The following is a 20,659-nucleotide window of genomic DNA, read 5'->3' as shown; positions in this document are numbered from 1 at the left end:
GACAGGAGGGCTAGTTCTGCTCCTCCTCGCGCACCAGTAGCGCCACGGGGAAGGAACCGAATACAGAGGATACGGCAATCGTGCCGGACCATGTGTGGCCGGTGAAGCGATCCGTCCAAAATCCCTCGGGCAGGGTGACCGTGGTGTCGCCCCAGCCTCCCTCGCGCTGCAGTCCAATCGGGCGGCGGGTCACAAGCGCGATAACGTCCTGCGGCTCGCCCTTCGGGCCGCGGGCGGCTCCGACCAGGTGGCGCTCTCCGATTCCCTCAGCGAACACCGGCTGGTAGGTGCCGCCGACGAAGGAGTCGGGACGTTCGGCGCGCAGCTTCAGACCGTGATGGGTGACCATCAGCTTCACTGCGTCGGCGTCGGCCGCGGTGAAGCCCTCGGCGAACTGGGCGGGGGTCTGCGCCTCACCCGTCGCGGCCTTGACCTCTTTTCGCATGACGACGTCAAGAGCGTCTTGCCGGGCCGCGTAGTCGACGAAGCGGCGGTTGTCCGGGTCGACCAGCGAATCCTCGATGAACTCCGCACCCTGGTAGGTGTCGGGGATGCCCGGCCCGACCAGCTGGAGCAGCTTGCGGGAGAAGCTAGTGGTCATGGCTGCCGGGGCAATCGATTGGACGAAGCGAGTGATGGATTCCGTAACCGGGCCGTCGAGGAGGGCATCGATCCAGCGGCGGATGCCCAGCTCGAATTCCTCGACGGGTTCGGTCCACGAGGTGTGGACTGAGGCCTCGCGGATTGCCTTCTCCGCGTAGTCGTGGAGGCGCTGGCGCAGCTGCTCGGTAATCACGCCGTCTGTAGGCCAGACGCCGATGATGTTCTGCATCAGGAAATATCCCGTGGCGTCGTCCGGCGCCGGTGTGATGGCGGTCCAATTGCGGACGTTTTCGGCCCAGTCTCCGGCGACATCGGAAATCTGGAGGATGCGGGCGCGGACATCTTCGCCGCGCTTGGTGTCGTGAGTAGAAAGGGAAGTCATGGTGCGCGGCCAGAGGCGGGCACGCTCCGACTGGAGCAAGTGGTATTCCGCGGCGGACATGCCGTAGCGCCCCGGATCTCCACCGACCTCGTTGAGGCTGATTAGGCGGCAGGCGCGGTAGAAGGTGGTGTCCTCCACGCCCTTCGCCATCACTGCACCACAGACCTGGGCGAAGCGAGTCGCGGCCTCTCCTCCGGCAACTAGGCCGGCGGCAATCAAATCGAGGGCGAAGACCCGGGACGGGAATCGGGCCGCCATGGCCTGGATGACCGTGGACGTGACGCGGGACAGGGAGACATAGTCAGAGCGATAGACCGGCATCGATGCAACGAGCGTGCAGATGGTGTCAATAAGCACCTCTTCGGTGACGTTGGCGCCGCTGATAGACCAGTTGTCCCGGCGCAGCGCGCGGGCCAGGCGGCGAACCTCCGCCGCCAGCTCGTGTGCGGCGACGTCGTGCTTGAGGGCCTGTTCGGTCGCATGCACGGCGGTTTTGTCCCAGGTGGAACCCGACTGCTGCAGCGCCAGCATGCTCATCGCATCGCGGGAGTCACGGTTGATGAAGACGTTGTCGAGCTCGCGCAGGGCATCGTATCCCGTTGTTCCGTCGACCTGGAGCCTCGGATCCAGCGGCTCCTCGGCGCCCAGAATCTTCTCGATGACCAGCCACTTGTCATCGCCGAGAAGTCGGCGCAACTCGGATAGGTAGCCGAATGGGTCGCTCAGGCCGTCCGGGTGGTCGACGCGGACACCGTCGATGATGTCGGCGGCCAGCAGCGCGCGAATAATCCGGTGGGTGTGCTCGAAGACCACCGGGTGCTCCTGGCGGATACCGGCCAGGCCGTTGACGCTGAAGAAGCGCCGGTAGCCGATGATGCCGTCTTTCCAGTACATGAGTCGGTACGCCTGGCGGTCGTGCACCTCGGAGGGAGTGCCGTCCTCGGTGCCGGGGCGAATGGGGAACTCATGGTCGTAGTAGCGCAGTAGCGGCTCCTCGCCCGAGGTGTCGACCTGAAGCTTGTCTACATCCTCCGCTGAGCCGAGTACCGGCAGGCCCATCTTGCCGTTCGCGCCGTTATCCTCATGCCAATCGATGTCGAAGTAGGGCTCGAACTGAGAGTCCTTGCCGTAGGTGAGAACGTCCCACCACCACGCGTTGAGCTTAGGCTGCTCCACGCCGAGGTGGTTTGGCACCAGGTCGATGATGATACCCAGACCGGCCTCGTGCGCGGTGGCCGCTAGCTTCTGCAGCCCCTCCATTCCGCCGAGTTCAGGGTTGACGGTCGTGGGGTCGATGACATCGTAGCCGTGGTTCGACTCCGGCACTGCGGTGAGAATTGGCGATAGATAGAGGTGCGAGATGCCAAGGTCCGCAAGGTAGGGAACCTGCTTCTCGGCATCTGCGAAGGTGAACGCGCGACCGTTGGGATCGGCCTTGGCTCCGCGGAGCTGAAGACGGTAAGTGGACGTAATTGGTCGACGAGTCATAATTACTTTTATACCGCCCGCCCCGGAGGCGCGCCCGACCTGGTTAAAAAGGTGGCTGTCCGTCGTCTCCCGGAAGCGCCGTCGAACCGAAGCCTGCGGCGGACTGCCCACCGGAGCCCGGGGTGCCCGCGGAATCCTCCTCCGGCGAAAGACTCAGCGCGTTGAAGAGATCCTTTTCGCTCCAAATCTCAATTTCTTGGCCTTCATCGCGCAATTGTCGTGCGCGCTTTTCCTTAGACGTCACGCTATCCCACGGCCCCGCGACGAGAATCGTAGTCTTCTTGGTAACACCCTTATTAATGTTTGCCCCGGCCTCGGCGATCTTTTCCCACAGGAAACCCTTGTCGTAAGGGGCGAAGTCGCCTGTTAGGGTGACGCGCTGTTCGAACAAGAGCCCGTTCGGGTCCGCGTCCGGGTTTGGATCCGGAATCTTGTCCGGCGTCTTGGCCGCGTCCCACTTCGGATTTTTCCGGCGTCGTGATTTAGCCGGTGTGGCTGGCCCATTTGCTCCAGCTCCGGCGCTACCGCCGGCCGAGGAACCTTCTGTCGCCCCGGAGACACCAGCGCTCGGATCGTAGCGAACGTTGCGCATTCGGCCTGCGCCGACCGAGCCCATCGTCAGCGAAAGCTGTGTGCTGAGATTCTCAACAGAGTCGACACCCTGTCGTCGCATCAACCACAGCGCAATCTCCGCGCAGGCTACGGCGTCCGCTGTTGCATCGTGATGGTTTTCCAACTCCGATCCCGCGGCCTTCGTCAGAGTGGGCAGCTTTAGGTTTGCCAGTCCGAGTTGCAACTGCCGCGCCCACATATACGTGCACGCAAACGACATCTTCGGCACCTCGATGCCTTCGGCGCGACACGCGCGGTCTAGCGCTGTGAAATCGAACCGCGCGTTGTGCGCCACTACTGGCATATCCTCGACGACCTGAATAAACTTCGCTACCTGCTCTGCAAATGGAGGCTCGCTGGCCACATCCGCAGCGGTGATGCCGTGAACCGCGATATTATCCTCGTCGAAATAATCGAGCCCCTTCGGAGGTCTGCACAGCCACGAGTGGCGATCCTTAATCTCCCCACCGCGAACGACAGCCACACCCATCTGAATAACCGACCCGGAATCGCCATTGGCAGTTTCCACATCGAATGCCACGAAATCCCGGATCGTTCCCGAACCTTCGGTCCGCTTGCCGACGCCGCCCAGCGCCAGCTGCTCCGCAATTGCCTCGGAAACGGTGGCGCCACCGGTGGAGGAGGGGCCGCCCAGAACCGTCACTCCGCCCACGCCAGCGGCATTGCTGCGGATCCAGTCGGCCAGGACAGTGAAGTTTCCGGTCGCCGCGCCGTCGGCAAGCGAAGAACCCTTGCTCAAGGCGGAGAGGAACCCCGACAAGGCCTCGGCTACGGCTAGGCGGGAGGGCATGAAACGCGCGGAAGGTAGACCGCAGGGCAGGGCCAGCTGACCGGGGAGAAACCGGGTGGGCTCGCTGAGTGCAGCGGAGTAGGAGCCGGCCTGAACCTCGCGTACGACAGCGGCGAGTGGGGCGGAGGCAATGCCTGGTTCGCTGCTCGTATTAATACGGGGAAATACGGAGAGAAAACCGGCGGTGACCTGGACGGTGAAACCGGTCAGTTCGAACTCGATGGCCTCGAAGGTGCTCGGGGAGAAGCTGGGCGATGTCGACGTCATGAATTAGATGGTAGCGCCCGCACCGGACTGGTATCCGCGGTGGCCTTCGCGGCGCGGAAATGATGTGACTTTAGTGCGGGAGTGATGCGGAAGTGGCAGGGGTGGCGAGAGCGAGAGGGAAATATGTGAAAACAACATATTCGGAAATAGTTATCGAGGAAATCTGCTGGCGGGTGGGGCCGCTACCCCCGAAGGCAACATATTTTGCTCCGTGAAATGTCCGGGTGCAATCTATTCGGGCATTGCTTATAATCCTCACCAAACGGTGGTAACCCCGTCGTTCACGTATAAACCAGTCCAACCGCAAGAACCTTTTCGGCTGAGAGAAAAACTTCGAAGGAGTAAGCAGTTTGAGTAGCACCCACCCAGTGCACCCCGGTTCCATTCTGAACGATAACTTCCTTGAGCCGCGTGAGCTCTCCATCTACCGCCTCGCCGTCGCAATCGGTGTCCCGAGCTCCACGCTGGAGCGTTTCCGCACCGGTCGCACCTCGGTGACGAACGATCTTGCACAGAGGCTTTCCACCTACTTCGACACTGAGCCAGAGTACTGGTTGAACTCCCAGCGTGAGTTTAACCTTCAGGTCGCCGCGTAGCTTTTAGCTCGGAGGCAACGTGGTGGGGCTGAGCCGCGAGCCTGTCTCCACCTGACCAAAAGAAATATCCCGATTCCCGGGCGATAAGCAGCCGGGGAATCGGGATTTTTGTGTTTTCGGGGCCCCTTAGCTCCGCTCAATCAAGACGATGGTCGAGCGTGCGGGCACGCGCAGCTCGCCCTCAGGCTCCACGATGCGCTCGCGGGTCGGGCGGCCGGTGACCTCGGTGGTGTCGATGATGATTTCCCATTTATTGGCGTACTCGGTGCCCGGAATCTGGAACATGATGTCCTCGTGGTGTGCATTGAAGCACAGCAGGAAGGAGTCGTCCTCGACTTTGTGTCCGCGCAGATCGCGCTCGGTAATCGCATCGCCGTTGAGCCAGACCATCAGGGACTTGCCGAAGTCGAAGTTCCAGTCGTCCGCGGTCATAACGCGGCCCTGGTAGGTCAGCCACGCGATGTCTCGGTCGTCGGTCTCGGCGCCCAGTGGCCCACCGCGCAGGAAGCGGCGGCGACGGAATACAGGGTGCTCGGCGCGCAACTCCGTCAGGAAGGACGTGAACTCGACCAGTTCCGAGTTGGTGCGGGTCTGGTTCCAGTCCACCCACGCGAGCGGGTTGTCCTGGCAGTAGACGTTGTTGTTTCCCTTTTGCCCGCGGCCCATCTCGTCGCCGTGACTAATCATCGGCGTGCCCTGGGAAAGCAGGAGAGTGGTCAGGAAGTTGCGGCGCTGGCGGGCGCGCAGAGAGATGATGCGCTCGTCGTCCGTCGAGCCCTCCACGCCGCAGTTCCAGGAGCGGTTGTGGCTCTCGCCGTCCCGGTTGTCCTCGCCGTTGTCCATGTTGTGCTTCTCGTTGTAGCTGACCAGGTCGTTCAGCGTGAAGCCGTCGTGAGCAGTGACGAAGTTAATCGACGCGGTGGGGCGTCGGTCGTTGTTGGCGTAGAGGTCGGACGAGCCGGTAATGCGCGAGGCGAATTCGCCGAGAGTCGACGGCTCGCCGCGCCAGAAGTCGCGGATGGTGTCGCGGTACTTACCGTTCCATTCGGTCCACTGCGGCGGGAAGTTGCCCACCTGGTAGCCGCCCTCGCCGACGTCCCATGGCTCGGCAATCAGCTTGACCTGGCTGACGATCGGGTCCTGCTGAACCAGGTCGAAGAACGCCGACAGGCGATCGACGTCGTGGAATTCGCGGGCCAGAGTGGAGGCGAGGTCGAAGCGGAAGCCGTCGACATGCATCTCCGAGACCCAGTAGCGCAGCGAGTCCATGATCAGCTGTAGCGAATGCGGGTGGCGGACGTTGAGGGAGTTACCCGTGCCGGTGTAGTCCATGTAGTGCTTGCGGTCGCCTTCGACGAGGCGGTAGTACGCCTCGTTGTCGATGCCGCGGAAGCAAATGGTCGGGCCCATGTGGTTGCCCTCTGCGGTGTGGTTGTAGACCACGTCGAGGATGACCTCGATGCCCGCGTCGTGGAAAGCGCGCACCATTCCCTTGAACTCGCTGACAGCACCCCCCGGCTTCTTCGATGCCGCGTAGTCCTGGTGCGGGGCCAGGAAGCCGAAGGTGTTGTAGCCCCAGTAGTTACGCAGGCCCTTTTCGCGCAGGTGGTCATCCTGCAGGAACTGGTGCACTGGCATAAGCTCGATGGCCGTGACACCCAGGTTCTTGAGGTAGTCGATGATTACGGGATGCGCCAGGCCCGCGTAGGTACCGCGGAGACTCTCCGGAATCTCCGGATGGGTCATGGTCATGCCCTTGACGTGGGCCTCGTAGATGACCGTTTCGTTGTACGGGGTCTTCGGCGCGCGGTCGGTCGCCCAGTCGAAGAAAGGGTTGATGACGACCGAGGTCATCGTATGTCCCAAGCTGTCTTCTGTGTTGCGCTTCGAGTGATCGTAGATGTCGTAGTTGAACAGCGAGGCATCTCCGTCGAACTCGCCGTCGAAGGCCTTGGCGTAAGGGTCGACGAGGAGCTTGTTGGGGTCGCAGCGCTTACCGTTGTCCGGGTCGTAAGGGCCGTGGACTCGGTATGCGTAGCGCTGGCCCGGCATAATCGACGGGATGTAACAGTGCCAGATGTGCGCGTCGACTTCCTCGAGCGGGATGCGGGTCTCGTTTCCCTCGGAGTCGATCAGGCACAGTTCAACCTTCTCCGCGACATCGGAGAAGAGCGCAAAGTTGGTGCCAGCGCCGTCGTAGGTTGAGCCGAGTGGGTAGGGCTCGCCCGGCCAGACTTGGTAATCGCCGACTGTGTTTGCTTGATTCATGTGACATACCTTATCCGGTCGGCGGAAAAAGTTTGGTTTTTAGCCATATCCGGGAGTGTGTTTTAGGAGGCTTCCCGTCGCGAGGCACAGCGTTCAATCACACCGTTCGCTTGTCGACGACGACACGTGCATGACCGCAGGCGACCACGCTCCCAAAAACGTCATTGAACGATTAAGTACATAAAGCTCTTGCGTAAATACCCTATTTACCCGACATGCGGGGGAGGTAGCCCCCGATTTTCGGCAGTGGCATGTCCGGTATGCCTGCATTCGCGGTCACCACCCAGCGGGCGGTAGCAATTGCGTTTAAGTTTTGGAGCTATGAGTCCACGAACCATTGGTGTAACGGAAGTCGCGTTCCGAGACGCTCATCAGAGCCTCATGGCAACGCGAATGGCTATGGAAGACATGGTCGATGTCTGCGAAGAGATGGACAAGGCCGGTTTCTGGAGTGTTGAGTGCTGGGGTGGGGCAACCTTTGACTCCTGCATCCGATTCCTGAACGAAGACCCCTGGGAGCGTCTGCGTACGTTCCGCAAGCTGATGCCTAACTCCCGCCTGCAGATGCTGCTGCGTGGCCAGAACCTCCTAGGCTACCGCCACTACGAGGACATGGTGGTCGACAAGTTCGTCGAGAAGGCCGCCGAAAACGGCATGGACGTGTTCCGCGTATTCGATGCGCTGAACGATCCCCGTAACCTGGAGCACGCGATGACGGCGGTGAAGAACGTCGGAAAGCACGCGCAGGGAACAATCTGCTACACGACCTCCCCGTTGCACGATGTGGAAGGCTACATCAAGCTGGCCGGTCGCCTGCTGGACATGGGCGCCGATTCGATTGCGCTGAAGGACATGGCCGCCCTGCTGAAGCCACAGCCGGCTTACGACATCGTCCGTGGCATCAAGGAGGCCTACGGCGAGGACACCCAGATCAACGTCCACTGCCACTCGACCACCGGCGTGACCATGGTGACCCTGATGAAGGCCATCGAAGCCGGCGCTGATGTCGTAGACACCGCGATTTCTTCGATGTCTCTAGGCCCGGGCCACAACCCGACCGAATCCCTGGTGGAGATGCTGGAGGGCACCGGCTACACCACCGACCTGGACATGGACAACCTCGTCACCATCCGTGACCACTTCCGCACGATTCGACCGAAGTACGCGGAGTTCGAGTCCAAGACCCTGGTCAACACCGACATCTTCATGTCCCAGATTCCGGGCGGCATGCTCTCCAACATGGAGAATCAGCTCAAGGCGCAGGGTGCGGGCGACCGCGTCGACGAGGTCATGCGGGAGGTTCCGGTTGTCCGCAAGGATGCGGGCTACCCGCCGCTGGTGACCCCGAGCTCCCAGATTGTCGGCACGCAGGCCGTATTTAACGTCCTGATGGGCCGTTACAAGGTCATGACCGCAGAGTTCGCAGACCTGATGCTCGGCTACTACGGCGAATGCCCCGGCGAGCGCAATCCCGAGCTAATCTACCAGGCCGCGGAACAGACGAAGAAGGAAGAAATCACCGTCCGCCCGGCAGACCTGCTGGAGCCGGAGTGGGACGAGCTGGTCGAGCAGGCCAAGGGCCTCGACGGCTTCAATGGCACCGACGAGGACGTGCTCACCAACGCGCTGTTCCCGTCCGTCGCGCCGGGCTTCTTCACCACCCGCGGTGAAGGTCCGAAGAACGTCGGCAAGACGCCGGAGCAGCTGCAGCGCGAGGCCGAGCAGGCCTCGGGTGCTGCCAACGCCATCCGCGAGCCCATCCGCTACAAGGTCACCGTCGGTGGTCGTGCTCAGACCGTCCAGGTCGAGCCCGCCTAGGAAGACACGGGAAGAAGAGAAGATAATGTCGAACACTTCAGACAACAAACCCCAGGCACCGGGCGTCGACTCCTCGATGGACGAGCGGCTGGAGTTCCTGTCCTCCGAGCGCGCCCGCGTCGCCGCTGGTGGTGGCGAGGCCCGCCTGGAAAAGCAGCACGAGCGAGGCAAGCAGACCGCCCGTGAACGCATCGCCAACTTCGTCGACGAGGGCACCTTCCGCGAAACCGGCATGTTCATGACCCACCGCACCACCGACTTCGGCATGGATCGTGCGGACGCGCCTGCCGACGGCGTGGTCACCGGCACCGGTGCAGTCCTCGGCCGTGCGGTTCACATAGCATCCCAGGACTTCACCGTCATGGGCGGATCCGCCGGCGAGACCCAGTCCCGCAAGGTCGCTGCGACCATGCGCGCCGCTGGCGACAACGGCACCCCGTTCGTCTTCATCAACGACTCCGGCGGAGCCCGCATTCAGGAGGGCATTGACTCCCTGTCGGGCTACGGCCAGGTCTTCTACAACAACGTGTGGCTGTCCGGCCTGGTCCCGCAGATTTCCATCATTGCGGGCCCCTGCGCCGGTGGCGCCGCTTACTCGCCGGCCCTGACCGACTTCATCATCCAGACCCGCAAGGCCCAGATGTTCATCACCGGCCCCGGAGTCATCAAGTCCGTTACCGGCGAGAACGTCACGGCTGACCAGCTCGGCGGTGCCGATGCCCACATGGCCAAGGCCGGCAACATCGACTTCGTTGCGGAGGACGATGAGCAGGCAATCCTCATTGCCCAGAAGCTGCTGAGCTTCCTGCCTCAGAACAACACCGAGGAGCCGCCAGTGGTGGATCCCGTGTTCGAGGCGGAACCCGATCCGGAGCTGCGCGAGATCGTGCCCGTAGATGGCAAGAAGGGCTACGACGTCCGCGAGATCATCACCCGCATCGCCGACCGCGGAGACTTCCTGGAGTCGCAGGCCGGATTCGCTACCAACCTGGTCGTCGGTTTTGGTCGTATTACCGGCCACACCGTTGGCTTCATCGCCAATCAGCCGAACGTCATGTCCGGCGTGCTGGATATTAACTCCTCTGATAAGGGCGCGAAGTTCATTCGCTTCTGCAACGCGTTCAATATCCCGCTGGTCACCCTGGTCGATGTTCCGGGCTTCATGCCCGGTGTCGCGCAGGAGCACGGTGGCATCATCCGTCACGGCGCCAAGATGCTCTACGCCTACTCGGCAGCGTCGGTGCCGAAGGTGACCGTCGTCATGCGTAAGGCGTACGGCGGAGCCTACCTGGCGATGTGCTCGAAGGACCTGGGCGCGGACTACGTGTTCGCTTGGCCGACCGCGGAGATCGCAGTGATGGGTGCGGAAGGCGCGGTCAACGTTGTGTTCCGTAAGGACATCGCGGCCGCCGGCGACGAGGCCGAGCAGGCTCGCGTGAGAGATGAGCGCATCGCCGAGTACAAGACCCGCTTCTCGACGCCCTACGTCGCTGCCTCCCGCGGCCTTGTCGACGATGTTATCGACCCGGCCGAGACCCGACTGCGGGTCGCGGATGCCCTGGCTGTGCTGAGTAACAAGCGCATTGTCCGCCCGGCCAAGAAGCATGGATTGGGGCCACAGTAATGACTGAGAACATCTCCGGTGTGGGTGCCGGCGCTGGCGACGTCGCTGAGCTGCGCGCGCTGGTCGCCGAGCTGACCAATCGCCTCGACGCGACGTCGAATAGCCTGCTCAAGGCCACCGCTCGACTGAACCAGGCCGAGAAGGAGTTGTCCGACCTGCGCAAGCGGGTCGATGCCGGAATTCCGGAGGACACGGTGATTGCGATTTCCGCAGCCGTCTCCGCCTACCTCGGCAATAAGGGCAAGGTCAGGGCCATCCGCTACAACCGCCACAAGACGTGGGCCGCTCAGGGCCGCCAGGTCCAGCAGCAGCACCTGCGCTAGTGGGCACCGTTTACTGATCGACTTTCTACTTAGAGGATTTTGAAGCCATGAAATTGAAAGTGACCGTAGGCGGCATTGCCTACGACGTCGACGTCGAAGTGGTGGAGGAGCCGAAGCGCCTTTCGCCAATCGTTATGGGTGGTGGCGCGTCCAACACCGTCGTCGAGCCTGCGACCGCATCTGTCTCGGGCGTGTCCGCCAATGCGGTCGTCGCACCGCTGGCCGGTTCCGTCAGCAAGATTCTGGTCGAAGAAGGCCAGGACATCGAGGCGGGCCAGGTTCTCCTCATCCTGGAGGCCATGAAGATGGAGACCGAGATTACCGCTCCGAGCGCGGGCAAGGTCAGCGCTCTCCACGTCGCAGTCGGCGACGCGGTACAGGGCGGCCAGGGGCTAGTGTCCATCGACTAGACCTTGGGCGAACTTCGAGCGGTTAGCTCCGGGGCGTGGACTCGTTTTCCCGGTGTTAATCGCTCGCTGTCTGTTTTGGGCATTTTTCTGCATATATTCCGGCGGCATTTTGCTCGCCCTGTCGCGCGGGAATCTCTAACCCCCTGGGGGACCCGGTTGCTGACTTTTCTTAGCGTTGTCTTAGTATCAACCCCATGAATGCCGTACTTCTCGCCGTTGTGGTGATGCTAATCCTGGCTCTGAGCCGGGTTCATGTCGTGTTGGCGCTCTTTATCGGCGCACTCGTTGGTGGCCTCTCGGCTGGAATGGGGCTCGATGCCACGATGGTGGCCTTCCAGGAGGGCCTGTCTGGCGGAGCGAAGATCGCACTTAGCTACGCGATGCTCGGTGCGTTCGCGATGGCGGTGGCGTCGTCGGGACTGCCCAAGATGCTCGCCGAGTGGCTGATTGCAAAGATTGGTGCAGAGGGGGAGAGCACAAAGAAGTCGGCCGTCGCAGTCACCAAGTGGGGCATGCTAGCGGGAATCCTCGCGATGGCGATTATGTCGCAGAACCTCATTCCGGTTCACATCGCCTTCATCCCGCTGATCATCCCGCCGCTGCTCACCGTCTTTAACCGGCTGAACCTCGACCGCAGGATGGTTACCTCTGTCATAACCTTCGGTCTGGTCACCACCTACATGTGGGTTCCGGTGGGCTTCGGCTCAATCTTCTTGAACGAGATTCTGCTGGGCAACATCGAAAAGGCAGGCCTTGACGTTTCCGGCATCAACATCATGGCGACTATGGGCATCCCGGCTCTTGGCATGATTGCTGGCCTGCTCATCGCTGTATTATTCTCTTACCGCAAGCCGCGCTCCTACGCGGACCTGCCGATTGCCGAGTCCTCTCAGCAGAGCAATGCGGGTTCTGACGAGCCGGTCTCTAAATACCGTGTCATCGTTGCGCTGGTCGCGATTGTGGCGACCTTCCTGGTTCAGATTGTCATGAACTCGCTGGAGACCGAGGCCGATCCGCTGTTGATCGGTGCGCTCACCGGCCTGGCAATTTTCATGCTTACCGGCGCCGTGCGGTGGAAGGAGGCAGACGACGTCTTCACCGCTGGCATGAAAATGATGGCGCTAATCGGTTTCATCATGATTTCGGCCCAGGGTTTCGCATCCGTCATGACCGAGTCCGGCCAGGTTGAGCCCCTGGTCACCGCAACGGCAGAGATGTTCGCAGGAAATAAGGCGGCGGCCGCGTTTGCCATGCTGCTGGTCGGCCTGATTGTCACGATGGGCATCGGTTCGTCCTTCTCGACACTGCCAATCATCTCTATCATCTATGTCCCACTGTGCCTGTCGCTCGGTTTCTCCCCAATGGCGACGGTCGCCATTGTCGGTACCGCAGGCGCTCTGGGTGACGCTGGTTCTCCGGCATCCGACTCCACCCTCGGCCCGACGATGGGCCTAAACGCCGATGGTCAACACGACCACATCCGGGACTCCGTCATCCCGACCTTCCTGCACTTCAACCTGCCGCTGCTGGCCTCCGGCTGGATTGCAGCGATGGTCCTCTAGCTAGGGCTAACTGCGGGCGGCAATGCCCGCAATAAAGAGCTCGGTTCCCAGTTTGATTCGCTGGGAGCCGGGCTCCTTTTTCATTTCAGCCTCAACATCTGCAGCGCTGGAAGACAGTTCCTTGTCGGAGGACGCGGACTTCTTGGCCGTTTGAAGATTACTCGCAGTCTGCTCATCCACGGTCGCACCGAGGATGAAATACACCAGCACTGCGGCGGTGTCCTGGATCGTTGCCGCTTCGGGAACCGCACCGTTTGCGGCCGAGAGGGCGTCGGCAAGCGTCTTTTCCGGGCGGACGGTGGCGGTGTTTGTTGCGAGGGCGGCAGAAACCACTTCAGCACCATCGCGATGCGAGGTGAGGCAGGAGTGCAGCAGAGCGGAAAAGTCTGCGGTGTCGCGACGCCAATCTCCCGAGGGGGAAAAGTGCGTGCAAGGGGAGAGGATTCTGTCGGCGACCGCGCCCAGTAGAGCCTGTTTCGAGGGGAAATGCCAATACATCGCGCCGGCGGCGGTCTCGAGGTGGCGGCTCAATCGGCGGATGGTCAAATCGCCGAGACCGTACTCATCGAGAATGGAAAGCGCTGCGTCGAGAATGATGTCCTTGGTCAGTTGCACACTGCCAACCGTAGACGAATTTTCGGCTTTGGGGACTGGGGCGGACGTGGGGACAGCAACTGCGACACGGGCGCCTGAACGATGTTCGACAATTCGGGGCGGTGGTATTAGATTTGTGAGTCGAACGATGTTCAGAACAGTGTTCAAAGCAGTGTTCAGGCGCAGCGTTCATTCCAGCCCCAATCCCACCGCCCCAAAGGAGCGCCTGCATTCCCATGACTACATCCACTCAGGACATTCTGGAACTCGCCCGCGAGAAGGTGCTCGAGCGCGGCGAAGGTCTGAACTACCAGGAGACCCTGGAGGTTCTCAAGCTCGGCGACGAGCGTATCGAAGACCTGCTTGCGCTGGCGCACGAGGTGCGTCTGAAGTGGTGCGGCGAGGAGGTCGAGGTTGAAGGCATCATCTCGCTGAAAACTGGCGGCTGCCCGGAGGATTGCCACTTCTGCTCGCAGTCCGGTCTCTTCGAATCGCCGGTGCGCTCCGCATGGCTCGATATCCCCGCGCTTGTCGACGCCGCAAAGCAGACCGCGAAGTCCGGTGCGACGGAGTTCTGTATCGTCGCCGCCGTCAAGGGTCCGGATGAGCGCCTGCTCAGCCAGATGGAGCAGGCAGTGGCGGCAATCCAGTCTGAGGTGGACATCAACGTCGCGGCGTCGATGGGCATCCTGACTCAGGAGCAGGTCGACCGGCTGGCAAAGGCCGGTATCCACCGCTACAACCACAACCTGGAGACCGCGAAGAGCTACTTCCCGCAGGTCGTTACTACCCACACCTGGGAGGAGCGTCACGATACCCTCAGGATGGTCGGTGAGGCGGGCATGGAGGTCTGCTGCGGCGGCATCCTAGGCATGGGTGAGTCCCTTGAGCAGCGAGCGGAGTTCGCCCAGGATCTTGCTCGCCTGAACCCGACTGAGGTTCCGATGAACTTCCTCGATCCGCGTCCGGGCACCCCGTTCGCAGGTCGCGAGCCGATGCCGGCGAAGGATGCGCTGCGCGCGATCGGCGCTTTCCGTCTGGCGCTGCCGAAGACCATCCTGCGTTTCGCCGGTGGACGTGAACTGACTCTCGGTGATCTGGGTGCTGAGCAGGGTCTGCTGGGCGGCATCAACGCCGTTATTGTCGGCAACTACCTGACCACTCTCGGACGTCCGGCCGAGCAGGATCTGGACATGCTCGGAAAGGTTCGACTCCCGATTAAGGCCCTCAATGCAACCGTCTAACGCGACCGAGATGAATCCTGCCTTGGGGACTGCGGAATCTTCGGCGCCGGCTACGGCTCGACCGAGGCCTTGCCGAACCCGAAAAGAGCGGCCTGCATCCACCGAACTGCTGCAGGCGATGGTGCTCGGCGATGAGCCGAAGTTCGATCCCTTTACGGGGGCGGATTTGGAAGCCGGCGAGTTTCGTGAGCGCTCACTGGGCGCCAAAGCGGGACTTGAGGCACCACGATTCTGTCAGATTTGTGGGCGCAGAATGGTGGTCCAGATTCGTCCGACAGGGTGGACTGCCAAATGTTCAAGGCATGGTGAAGTCGATTCCATCATGCTTGAACAGCGATGATGCTTATTGAACATCATTGCAGGTAGATAGTGGTTTTGGGAACCGTTTTCAAGATTGAAAGGTTTTTACTTTTGGTTCATAATGGGGATGAAGAAAGAGATGCGGGGTGCTCCGGTACTCCGAGAATCTAAGTCAGTTGCCCATCATTTCCTCCGAAAGGGATGAATCACCATGAGCGCACCTGTTCATGAAAACCACACTCACGTCCACGGCGAGGGCTGCGGCCACGTTTCCTTCAAGCACGAAGATCACATCGACTACGTACATGACGGCCACATCCACCGCGAGCTCAATGGCCAGTGGGTCGAGTGCGAGTGCACTGAGCACGAAATGGCCGAAGACCACGGCGATCATGTCCACGGCCCGGGCTGTGGCCACGTAGCAGTTCCGCACGGCGATCACGTTGACTACATCCACAACGGTCATCGTCATGCGGCCCATGGCGATCACTACGACGAGCACTAATCGGTCCTGGCAAGCGCCCTTTCACCAACAGTTTGGTGGGAGGGTGTTTTTGGTAGATTGACCAACTATGACTTCCAAAATTGCGCGAGATTCTCAGGCATCGCCAGGAGCGCAGGCAGCGCACCGGCCGCGATCGTCGTCTGCGTCCCGGACGCCGCAGATACACAAGAAGTATGTTGCCGCTGTCTCGGGCATTGTCCTGTCCTCAATTCTCGCGGGGATTGTCGGTGGTTGCGCGTGGGGGTTGCTTCGCCCGAAGCAAGAGGTGCAGTTGATTGAGCGCGGACAGGTCGCGGTCGTTGAGGGCAGCGCTCAGGCCGGCTTTATCGGAGTCCTGTGGTTTGTCCTGATTGGGGCTATCCTCGGCGGCGGGTTGGGGCTCCTGGTGCTTCGTGGTCGTAATTTCAACGGGCCATCGGCTGGGCTGCTCGGCGTCGTGGTAGCGGGTTGTATCGGGTTGATCTGTTCGGTCGTAGTCTTTGTTACAGGGCAGGTCGTGGCCGGAATTCGGCAGGTGGATATCTCCAGTTTGGAACTCGGCCAGTCAGCCCAGGCTGTTCCCGAGTTTTCTACGTACTCAGCTCTGCTCGTAGCGCCACTGGTAGCGATGATTGCGCTGTGGGCGCGAATCCTCTTCCAGTCCGAGGATGACCCCGCGGAACACCCCGCCGAGTAGATTGCCGGCGCCGGTCTGGCTCTAGGGGCCAGCCTGAGGTCTTAAAGGCGCGTCACCCGAGACCAAATTGGCCAGAATAGGGGTGGGCATTACGTATCGGGGCGGGGACGTAATTATAATTTTTCATTAAGGTTTGGACCGAAACTGTCGCTGATGCCCCGATATAGGGGCTTTTTCGGTACAGTGGCGGTCTTCCAATCCCTTATTTACGATTTATTCCAATATTTCGTCGCCTTACCCATGCCTGCGCCGATTGGCGCACCCCATCTTTCGTGAAGGAATTCCACTGTGGCTTCCCACCCCGCAGCCCCTGTCTCCCTCCCTCGCCTCGACTCGCCGCTTGCCGCTTCAGTGGTGGACAGCGACGGGCGTTACGACGGCATTGTCCCCGACGAGTCCTGGGCCGCTGAAGTTAAGCGACTGGCCCGTGAACGCAACGCGGTCATTCTGGCCCATAACTATCAGCTGCCGGAAATCCAGGACATTGCCGATTACACTGGGGATTCCCTCGGGCTGTCGCGTATCGCGGCGGAGACCGACGCGGACGTGATTATCTTCTGCGGCGTGCATTTCATGGCCGAGACCGCGAAGATTCTGAGCCCGGAGAAAACCGTCCTCATTCCGGACGAGCGCGCTGGTTGCTCTCTCGCCGATTCCATCACTGCCGAAGAGCTCAAGGAGTGGAAGTCGGAGCATCCGGGAGCGGTCGTGGTCAGCTACGTCAATACCACGGCCGATGTTAAGGCTGAGACTGATATCTGCTGCACCTCCTCCAACGCGGTCGATGTGGTCGCCTCGATTCCGGAAGATCAGGAGATTCTGTTCAACCCGGATCAGTTCCTCGGCGCCCACGTGCGTCGAAAGACCGGCCGCGCCAACGTTCGTGTCTGGGCGGGCGAGTGCCACGTGCACGCCAACATCAACGGCGACGAACTCGCCCGGCGCGCAGCGGAGGATGAAAACGCCGAGCTTTTCATCCACCCGGAGTGCGGTTGCGCAAATTCGGCGATTTACCTTGCCGGCGAGGGCACAATTGAGCCGGAGCGCGTCCATATGCTTTCCACGGGAGAGATGCTCACTGCAGCTCGCAAGGTTGAGGAATCCAAGCCCTCGTCGAAGGTTCTGGTCGCGACCGAGGTCGGCATGCTGCATCAGCTGCGCAAGGCCGCGCCTGATGTGGCTTTTGAGCCGGTGAACGACCGCGCGTCGTGCTCCTACATGAAGCTGATCACTCCCGCTGCCCTGCTGCGCTGCCTGATCGAGGGCTCTGACGAAGTCACCGTGGACCCGGACGTCGCAGCTCGCGCGCGGGCTTCGGTTGAGCGGATGATCGCGATCGGTAATCCCGGCGGGGGCGAGTAGTACGTTTCCCTCGCAATCGCATGATTTCAACTGGTCTTTGACCTGCGATTTGCTCGTCATCGGTGGCGGCGTCGCCGGGTTGTCGGCGGCCCGCCGTGGCCTTGAGCTCGGTCTCGACGTACTCCTTGTCGACAGCGGCGAGTGGCGCACTGGTGCGCGCCGCCATCTCCGCTTTTCCGACGCAGCTACTAACCTCGCGCAGGGCGGTCTCGCGGTAGTTGGGCTTTCCGACGATTCCACGGGCAGCTACGCAAACGGTGCCCCGGATAGTGTTGCAGCGCATGTGGCGGACACTCTCGATGCGGGTGCGGGGCACTGCGATGAGGTGGCCGTAGAGCGCATTGTTGCCGGTGGGGCGGAGGCCACTGAATGGCTCATCGGCCTCGGCGCGCGGTTCGACCGAGCAGACACCGCACCGTCTGGCTCGGTCTCTGAGCTGCCGCCGTATTCGCGGACTAAGGAGGGCGGCCACTCCGCGCGCAGAATCATTCATGCTGGTGGAGATGCCACGGGAGCCGAGATTCAGAGGGCTCTGGAAGTATCGGTCACCGGCATCCGACTGCTCCAAAATGGCCGGGCGCGCCAACTTCTGGTGGACTCAGGCCGCGCAATCGGCGCCGTCATCGACGATCCCCGTGGCCGTGGAATTGTTGCGGCGTCGGCGACGCTGCTGGCCACCGGTGGGGTCGGCCAGATTTACCAGGCAACTACGGCGCCTTCGGGAGCTCGCGGGGAGGCCATCGGCCTGGCTCTGGATGCCGGCGCGCGTGTGAAGGACATGGAGTTCATCCAGTTTCACCCGACCGTTTTGTTCACGCGCCGGGAGACAGGGCGGCGCCAGCTGGTCAGTGAGGCAGTACGCGGAGAGGGCGCGAAACTCGTCGACTCCCGTGGGGCGAGCGTTACCGCAGGCATGGATCCGCGCGGTGATCTCGCTCCGCGCGATATAGTCTCCCGCGCAATCGCTGCGCGCCTGCGCGAGCTAGGGGAGGACTTTGTGTTCTTGGATGCTCGTCACCTGCAGGGTTTCCCGGCCCGCTTCCCGACGATCACCGCTGGCCTGGCGGCCGCCGCTATAGATCCGGCGCAGGACCTTATCCCGGTGACCCCGGCTGTGCATTACACCTGCGGCGGGATTGAGGTGACCCCGGAGGGGAGAACCTGCGTGGATGGGCTTTACGCCGCCGGCGAGTGCTCGGCGACGGGGCTTCACGGTGCGAATCGCTTGGCGTCGAATTCGTTGCTGGAGGGACTTGTCGTCGGCAAGGCGGCGGCGGAGAATATCGCGGCGCGGCAGCGGGATGCCCGGAGCAGGGGAGACAGCTGGGCGGTTAGCGCTGTCCGGGCGGAAGCCGTGGCAAGCCATGCGCTCGAGGAGGGCCTGCCGAGGCCCGACCTGACAGCGGAGCAGCTGGATCGGCTGCGGCGGGCGATGCAGCGCGGCGCGGGAGTAACCAGGACGGAAAAAGGCCTGCGTGAGGCTCTCGATATCATTGACAGCCTTCCGCAATCGGTTCAGGTGATGGCGGCGCGCGCTATCGTCGAGGCAGCGCTGCGCAGGCCTTATACACTGGGGTGTCACACCTGGTTGGACGCTGTTGACATCGAGTCAAGCGGCCGAGATTGACGTACAACATTAACGGCGGGAAACCACTAAGAATCGTCGGAAAGGGACAGGTAGATGACTGGCGCGAAGAGTTCTGCAGGCAGTGACAACCTCCGCGGGGTATTGAACGAGAATCTGACCCGCGGGTTGATTCGCACCGCGCTGCAGGAGGACTTGAGCTTTGGCCCGGACGTGACGTCGCTGTCCACGGTGCGACCGACGGCGCGGGCCAAAGCTCGCTTGGTTGCGCGGCAGCACGGCGTGGTCTCGGCAATCGACTCGGTGGGGTGGACGTTGCAGGAGGTCATCGCGGACGAGTTCAGTGTGGAAAAGCACGTCACCGACGGAGAAATCGTGCGCCCGGGCGATGTGCTCGCGACCATTGCGGCTCCGACCCGCGGTCTGCTGACCGCCGAGCGCACCATGTTGAACATCCTCACCCACGCCAGCGGAATCGCGACGGCGACGAGGCAGTGGTCGGACGCCATCCTCGGAACCGGCGCTCGAATCCGCGACTCCCGCAAGACCCTGCCCGGCATGCGCAATCTCCAGAAGTACGCGGTAACCTGCGGCGGCGGCGTAAACCACCGCTACGCGCTCGGCGATGAGGCGCTTATTAAGGACAACCATGTCGTCGCCGTCGGCGGTGTCGTGGAGGCCCTTAATCGTGTCCGCCAGAACTACCCCGAGCTGCCCTGCGAGGTGGAGGTCGATACCCTAGAGCAGCTGGATGCGATCTTGCAGCTGAAGCCGGACATCGTCATGCTCGACAACTTCGAAGTCTGGCAGACACAGATCGCGGTGCAGCGCCGAAACCAGTACTCGCCGGCAACCCAGCTGGAGTCCTCCGGTGGGTTGACCCTCGAGGTCGCCCGCGACTACGCCTCCTGCGGCGTGGACTACCTCGCGGTCGGCGCGCTGACGCACTCGGCCCGTGTTTTCGACGTCGGGCTCGACTTCGACGAGCAGTAGCCGAGTGCTAGGCCCGCAGCCTGCGGGCAATCTCGGCGCTGATCTGCCCGAGGGCGTCGCCGTAGCGGGCGCGTGTGGTGTCGTCGGCAAGCGGCTGGGCGCGGAAAAGCGCGTCCTCGGCGCGGCCCACATCCCCCAAGTCGAGGTGGCACTCTGCGATTTGCGCCAGCAGTGCCACGGCCTGGGAGTTCAACGATTCGGACTGGAAGAGGCCTGCGGCGAGCTCGAGGTGATCGATGGCACGGCCCTGGTGACCGCGACGAATCTCCGCCTGTCCGCTCAAGGTGTGCCACATCGCCCAGCGCAGGTGTCTCGGAGGGGTGCCCTCCTTCGGCTCGACGCCATCCTTTTCCAGATTGTCCAGCAGTTCGAGCCAGTCCGCGGCCTTGTCCATCAGCTTCGGTGCGGAGCCGCGGATGGGGCGCCCGAGCGAGTCGGTCTGCGGGGCGTCGGCCTTGTCGCCGAGCTTTTCGAAGCCCTGCATCAGGTGCAGCGCGGCCTCCCACAGGGCGTCATCTGCGGCCAAAGAATGCGCCGCGTCGAAGAGCTCCTGCGGAGAGCCGGCGGTTGTCGCAGGCTGGTCGGCGGGATTGGCTGGGGTAGCGTCCGGGCGAGAGGAATCCATGGCTAAACACT

18 protein-coding genes are annotated in these 20,659 nt (G+C 62.1%); 13 read left to right on the top strand and 5 right to left on the bottom strand.

Going from position 1 to position 20,659, the window contains the following annotated elements:
* Positions 1 to 10 precede the first annotated feature (10 nt).
* Complete coding sequence (treY, locus tag CLAC_RS07580) at positions 11 to 2,473, bottom strand: malto-oligosyltrehalose synthase (protein ID WP_053412387.1); 2,463 nt, start codon at positions 2,471 to 2,473, stop codon at positions 11 to 13.
* Between the two features lie 43 nt (positions 2,474 to 2,516).
* Entirely contained in the window at positions 2,517 to 4,163 is a 1,647-nt protein-coding gene (locus CLAC_RS07575) for a 3'-5' exonuclease (RefSeq protein ID WP_053412386.1), read from the bottom strand.
* A 350-nt stretch (positions 4,164 to 4,513) separates the two neighbouring features.
* Between CLAC_RS07575 and CLAC_RS07570 the strand changes: the two genes are divergently transcribed.
* Positions 4,514 to 4,759, top strand: a complete 246-nt coding sequence (locus tag CLAC_RS07570; RefSeq protein ID WP_053412385.1) for a HigA family addiction module antitoxin — start codon at positions 4,514 to 4,516, stop codon at positions 4,757 to 4,759.
* Positions 4,760 to 4,885: 126 nt separating this feature from the next.
* Here the strand turns inward: CLAC_RS07570 and glgX are convergent, their stop codons facing one another.
* A complete protein-coding gene (glgX, locus tag CLAC_RS07565; RefSeq protein ID WP_053412384.1) occupies positions 4,886 to 7,027 on the bottom strand; it encodes a glycogen debranching protein GlgX in 2,142 nt (713 codons plus the stop codon).
* Between the two features lie 321 nt (positions 7,028 to 7,348).
* Between glgX and CLAC_RS07560 the strand changes: the two genes are divergently transcribed.
* From CLAC_RS07560 to CLAC_RS07540, 5 genes are all read left to right on the top strand, one after another.
* On the top strand, positions 7,349 to 8,845 hold the full coding sequence (locus CLAC_RS07560) for a methylmalonyl-CoA carboxytransferase subunit 5S (protein WP_053412383.1): 1,497 nt from the start codon (positions 7,349 to 7,351) through the stop codon (positions 8,843 to 8,845).
* 25 nt (positions 8,846 to 8,870) lie between these two features.
* Complete coding sequence (locus CLAC_RS07555) at positions 8,871 to 10,469, top strand: acyl-CoA carboxylase subunit beta (RefSeq protein ID WP_053412382.1); 1,599 nt, start codon at positions 8,871 to 8,873, stop codon at positions 10,467 to 10,469.
* A complete protein-coding gene (locus CLAC_RS07550) occupies positions 10,469 to 10,792 on the top strand; it encodes a hypothetical protein (protein WP_245621835.1) in 324 nt (107 codons plus the stop codon). The genes CLAC_RS07555 and CLAC_RS07550 overlap by 1 nt, the downstream gene beginning before the upstream one ends.
* A 47-nt stretch (positions 10,793 to 10,839) precedes the next feature.
* Positions 10,840 to 11,202: a biotin/lipoyl-containing protein gene (locus CLAC_RS07545; protein WP_053412381.1), complete on the top strand. Its 363-nt coding sequence runs from the start codon at positions 10,840 to 10,842 to the stop codon at positions 11,200 to 11,202.
* A 194-nt stretch (positions 11,203 to 11,396) separates the two neighbouring features.
* A complete protein-coding gene (locus tag CLAC_RS07540; protein ID WP_053412380.1) occupies positions 11,397 to 12,764 on the top strand; it encodes a Na+/H+ antiporter family protein in 1,368 nt (455 codons plus the stop codon).
* Between the two features lie 6 nt (positions 12,765 to 12,770).
* On the opposite strand, the gene CLAC_RS07535 is transcribed toward CLAC_RS07540, so the two are convergent.
* Positions 12,771 to 13,379, bottom strand: a complete 609-nt coding sequence (locus CLAC_RS07535; RefSeq protein ID WP_245621834.1) for a TetR family transcriptional regulator — start codon at positions 13,377 to 13,379, stop codon at positions 12,771 to 12,773.
* Between the two features lie 215 nt (positions 13,380 to 13,594).
* Between CLAC_RS07535 and bioB the strand changes: the two genes are divergently transcribed.
* From bioB to nadC, 7 genes are all read left to right on the top strand, one after another.
* Positions 13,595 to 14,602: a biotin synthase BioB gene (bioB, locus tag CLAC_RS07530; RefSeq protein ID WP_053412379.1), complete on the top strand. Its 1,008-nt coding sequence runs from the start codon at positions 13,595 to 13,597 to the stop codon at positions 14,600 to 14,602.
* Between the two features lie 118 nt (positions 14,603 to 14,720).
* On the top strand, positions 14,721 to 14,942 hold the full coding sequence (gene bsaP / locus CLAC_RS12950; protein ID WP_245621833.1) for a biotin synthase auxiliary protein BsaP: 222 nt from the start codon (positions 14,721 to 14,723) through the stop codon (positions 14,940 to 14,942).
* 171 nt (positions 14,943 to 15,113) lie between these two features.
* Positions 15,114 to 15,407: a hypothetical protein gene (locus CLAC_RS12365; RefSeq protein WP_082313236.1), complete on the top strand. Its 294-nt coding sequence runs from the start codon at positions 15,114 to 15,116 to the stop codon at positions 15,405 to 15,407.
* A 67-nt stretch (positions 15,408 to 15,474) separates the two neighbouring features.
* Positions 15,475 to 16,083: a hypothetical protein gene (locus CLAC_RS07520; RefSeq protein WP_082313234.1), complete on the top strand. Its 609-nt coding sequence runs from the start codon at positions 15,475 to 15,477 to the stop codon at positions 16,081 to 16,083.
* Between the two features lie 288 nt (positions 16,084 to 16,371).
* The gene (gene nadA / locus CLAC_RS07515) at positions 16,372 to 17,445 is read left to right on the top strand and encodes a quinolinate synthase NadA (protein ID WP_053412377.1); all 1,074 of its coding nucleotides are present in this window, start codon (positions 16,372 to 16,374) and stop codon (positions 17,443 to 17,445) included.
* 37 nt (positions 17,446 to 17,482) lie between these two features.
* A complete protein-coding gene (locus tag CLAC_RS07510) occupies positions 17,483 to 19,072 on the top strand; it encodes an L-aspartate oxidase (protein WP_245621832.1) in 1,590 nt (529 codons plus the stop codon).
* Between the two features lie 54 nt (positions 19,073 to 19,126).
* Positions 19,127 to 20,023: a carboxylating nicotinate-nucleotide diphosphorylase gene (gene nadC, locus CLAC_RS07505; protein WP_082313232.1), complete on the top strand. Its 897-nt coding sequence runs from the start codon at positions 19,127 to 19,129 to the stop codon at positions 20,021 to 20,023.
* Between the two features lie 7 nt (positions 20,024 to 20,030).
* Here the strand turns inward: nadC and CLAC_RS07500 are convergent, their stop codons facing one another.
* Positions 20,031 to 20,648 carry a hypothetical protein gene (locus CLAC_RS07500; protein ID WP_053412375.1) on the bottom strand — a complete coding sequence of 206 codons (618 nt, stop codon included), beginning with the start codon at positions 20,646 to 20,648 and terminating at the stop codon, positions 20,031 to 20,033.
* Positions 20,649 to 20,659: the final 11 nt, after the last annotated feature.

Origin of the sequence: Corynebacterium lactis RW2-5 (assembly GCF_001274895.1) — a bacterium.
In the GTDB taxonomy this organism is placed as follows: Bacteria; Actinomycetota; Actinomycetes; order Mycobacteriales; family Mycobacteriaceae; genus Corynebacterium; species Corynebacterium lactis.
Note: the sequence above shows the minus strand (reverse complement) of the source record. Positions and strands in the feature narration are given on the sequence as shown.

Excerpts from the sequence above, each read along its gene's own strand:
- treY (WP_053412387.1), bottom strand. The coding sequence starts at position 2,473 with ATGACTCGTCGACCAATTACGTCCACTTACCGTCTTCAGCTCCGCGGA.
- CLAC_RS07575 (WP_053412386.1), bottom strand. The coding sequence starts at position 4,163 with ATGACGTCGACATCGCCCAGCTTCTCCCCGAGCACCTTCGAGGCCATC.
- glgX (WP_053412384.1), bottom strand. The coding sequence starts at position 7,027 with ATGAATCAAGCAAACACAGTCGGCGATTACCAAGTCTGGCCGGGCGAG.
- CLAC_RS07560 (WP_053412383.1), top strand. The coding sequence starts at position 7,349 with ATGAGTCCACGAACCATTGGTGTAACGGAAGTCGCGTTCCGAGACGCT.
- CLAC_RS07555 (WP_053412382.1), top strand. The coding sequence starts at position 8,871 with ATGTCGAACACTTCAGACAACAAACCCCAGGCACCGGGCGTCGACTCC.
- CLAC_RS07550 (WP_245621835.1), top strand. The coding sequence starts at position 10,469 with ATGACTGAGAACATCTCCGGTGTGGGTGCCGGCGCTGGCGACGTCGCT.
- CLAC_RS07545 (WP_053412381.1), top strand. The coding sequence starts at position 10,840 with ATGAAATTGAAAGTGACCGTAGGCGGCATTGCCTACGACGTCGACGTC.
- CLAC_RS07540 (WP_053412380.1), top strand. The coding sequence starts at position 11,397 with ATGAATGCCGTACTTCTCGCCGTTGTGGTGATGCTAATCCTGGCTCTG.
- bioB (WP_053412379.1), top strand. The coding sequence starts at position 13,595 with ATGACTACATCCACTCAGGACATTCTGGAACTCGCCCGCGAGAAGGTG.
- bsaP (WP_245621833.1), top strand. The coding sequence starts at position 14,721 with ATGGTGCTCGGCGATGAGCCGAAGTTCGATCCCTTTACGGGGGCGGAT.
- CLAC_RS12365 (WP_082313236.1), top strand. The coding sequence starts at position 15,114 with ATGAGCGCACCTGTTCATGAAAACCACACTCACGTCCACGGCGAGGGC.
- CLAC_RS07520 (WP_082313234.1), top strand. The coding sequence starts at position 15,475 with ATGACTTCCAAAATTGCGCGAGATTCTCAGGCATCGCCAGGAGCGCAG.
- nadC (WP_082313232.1), top strand. The coding sequence starts at position 19,127 with ATGACTGGCGCGAAGAGTTCTGCAGGCAGTGACAACCTCCGCGGGGTA.
- CLAC_RS07500 (WP_053412375.1), bottom strand. The coding sequence starts at position 20,648 with ATGGATTCCTCTCGCCCGGACGCTACCCCAGCCAATCCCGCCGACCAG.